This window comes from Helicobacter didelphidarum, assembly GCF_003364195.1.
Classification (GTDB): domain Bacteria; phylum Campylobacterota; class Campylobacteria; order Campylobacterales; family Helicobacteraceae; genus Helicobacter_A; species Helicobacter_A didelphidarum.
In genome coordinates, this window is the sequence record NZ_NXLQ01000124.1 from 1 (window position 1) to 1,509 (window position 1,509).

Annotated in this window: 2 protein-coding genes; both read left to right on the plus strand. The window is 30.2% G+C overall.

Annotated elements, in window-relative coordinates; genetic code table 11:
* On the plus strand, positions 1-784 hold a 784-nt coding region (locus CQA53_RS11350), incomplete at its 5' end, for an N-acetylmuramoyl-L-alanine amidase family protein (protein WP_115544012.1).
* Positions 785-1,509 (plus strand): bacteriophage T4 gp5 trimerisation domain-containing protein (locus CQA53_RS11355; RefSeq protein WP_220272096.1); only part of this gene is annotated, 725 nt, incomplete at its 3' end. It abuts the gene before it with no gap.

The following is a 1,509-nucleotide window of genomic DNA, read 5'->3' on the forward strand; positions in this document are numbered from 1 at the left end:
TATGAGATGTGCTTATATGGTATTTGATATAACTGATGACAATATAGATAAACATATAAGCAATATCACTATTGAGAATAGAGCAGTATCAGGACTAAATAATTTGGGTTATTCCCAAATAGGCAAATACAAAATAAAAAAAGAATGGAGAGATAAAATAGTCGTATTCTTTGCTTACTTTGATAAACAAGAAAAAACACCTTACTTTAAAGTATCGTTTATAACAAAGCCCATATTAATAATCGATGCTGGCAATAGTGGAGCAATCCCATTGCAATACGAAAGAGAGTATAAACGCATAGATATAATCTTTGATATTATACAAGGACTAAAAAGAATGATTACTGCTAATGTCTATCTCGTGCAATTACAAGAAAATGCTAAAATCAATATGAGCCTAGAGCAAAGAACACAAATCGCTAATACGATTAAACACAATACACAGAGTAAAAGAATCTTATTTCTATCATTGCATATAGATAGTGAATCTAGCGAGCAAATAAGTGGAATGAGATGTTTTTATAATGATAAGGCATATAAAAAGGAAGAAGAGAGGTTTATAGAGAGATTAAAGCAGGTTAATCAGACTTTGAATAATGATAATTTTGCACATAAAGGCAATATGTATATTAATAAATTTGCTAATATGCCTTCTGTGCTTATTACGCTTGGTTTTATAAGTAATCATAAAGATAGAGAAAACTTTAAGCAACAATCATATAGAGCGAGTATTACTAATAAATTATTCTTAGCGATTAGTAATTATATACGAGATATAGAATAAATGTTATACTCTCACTTAAAAGACAAAGAACAAATCTATCTTCATGCACAAAGAGATTATGATGAGATAATAGAGTATAACTTTACTCAAAGGATTAAACATAATAAAGACTCTCAAGTCAAAGGCAACTACACAGAATCTATCAACAAATATCATAGACAAGAAATATTAGGAGTAAAAGATGTAAGAGTAGGAGCAGAATACTTAACTAATGTAGCACTCTCTAAGGATACCATAGTAGGAGGAAGTCATACTCTTAATATAGGGATAGATAATAAACTAAGAGTAGCAAAGAATAGTAGTGAGTATGTAGGTGGGGATAAGAATGTAGAGGTAAGTGGGAAACTTACTCAAATCACAAAAGGCAATCTTGATATATCAAGCCATACAAGTGCTAATATCCATACCAAACAAAGTCTTAATCTTAGCTCTAATGGAGAGCTTACTCTCGCAAGTTCTAATCTCTTACATATATCAAGTAAAGAATCTTTAGGTATCTTAAGTAATAAATCATTAGCAATCAATGCCAATAGAATCCTCCATAAAAGTGAAGATGAATATATTATCAATGCAGAAAATGCTATTCACATAGCCACTAATAAAAATATAGATATAACATTAAGCGATGATATTTCAATCAAAGCAAGCAAAGAGAATATCAATCTCCAACTAGGAGATTCTCAAATCACACTAGATAAGAGTGGTATTCATCTCAAAGGGAAAGT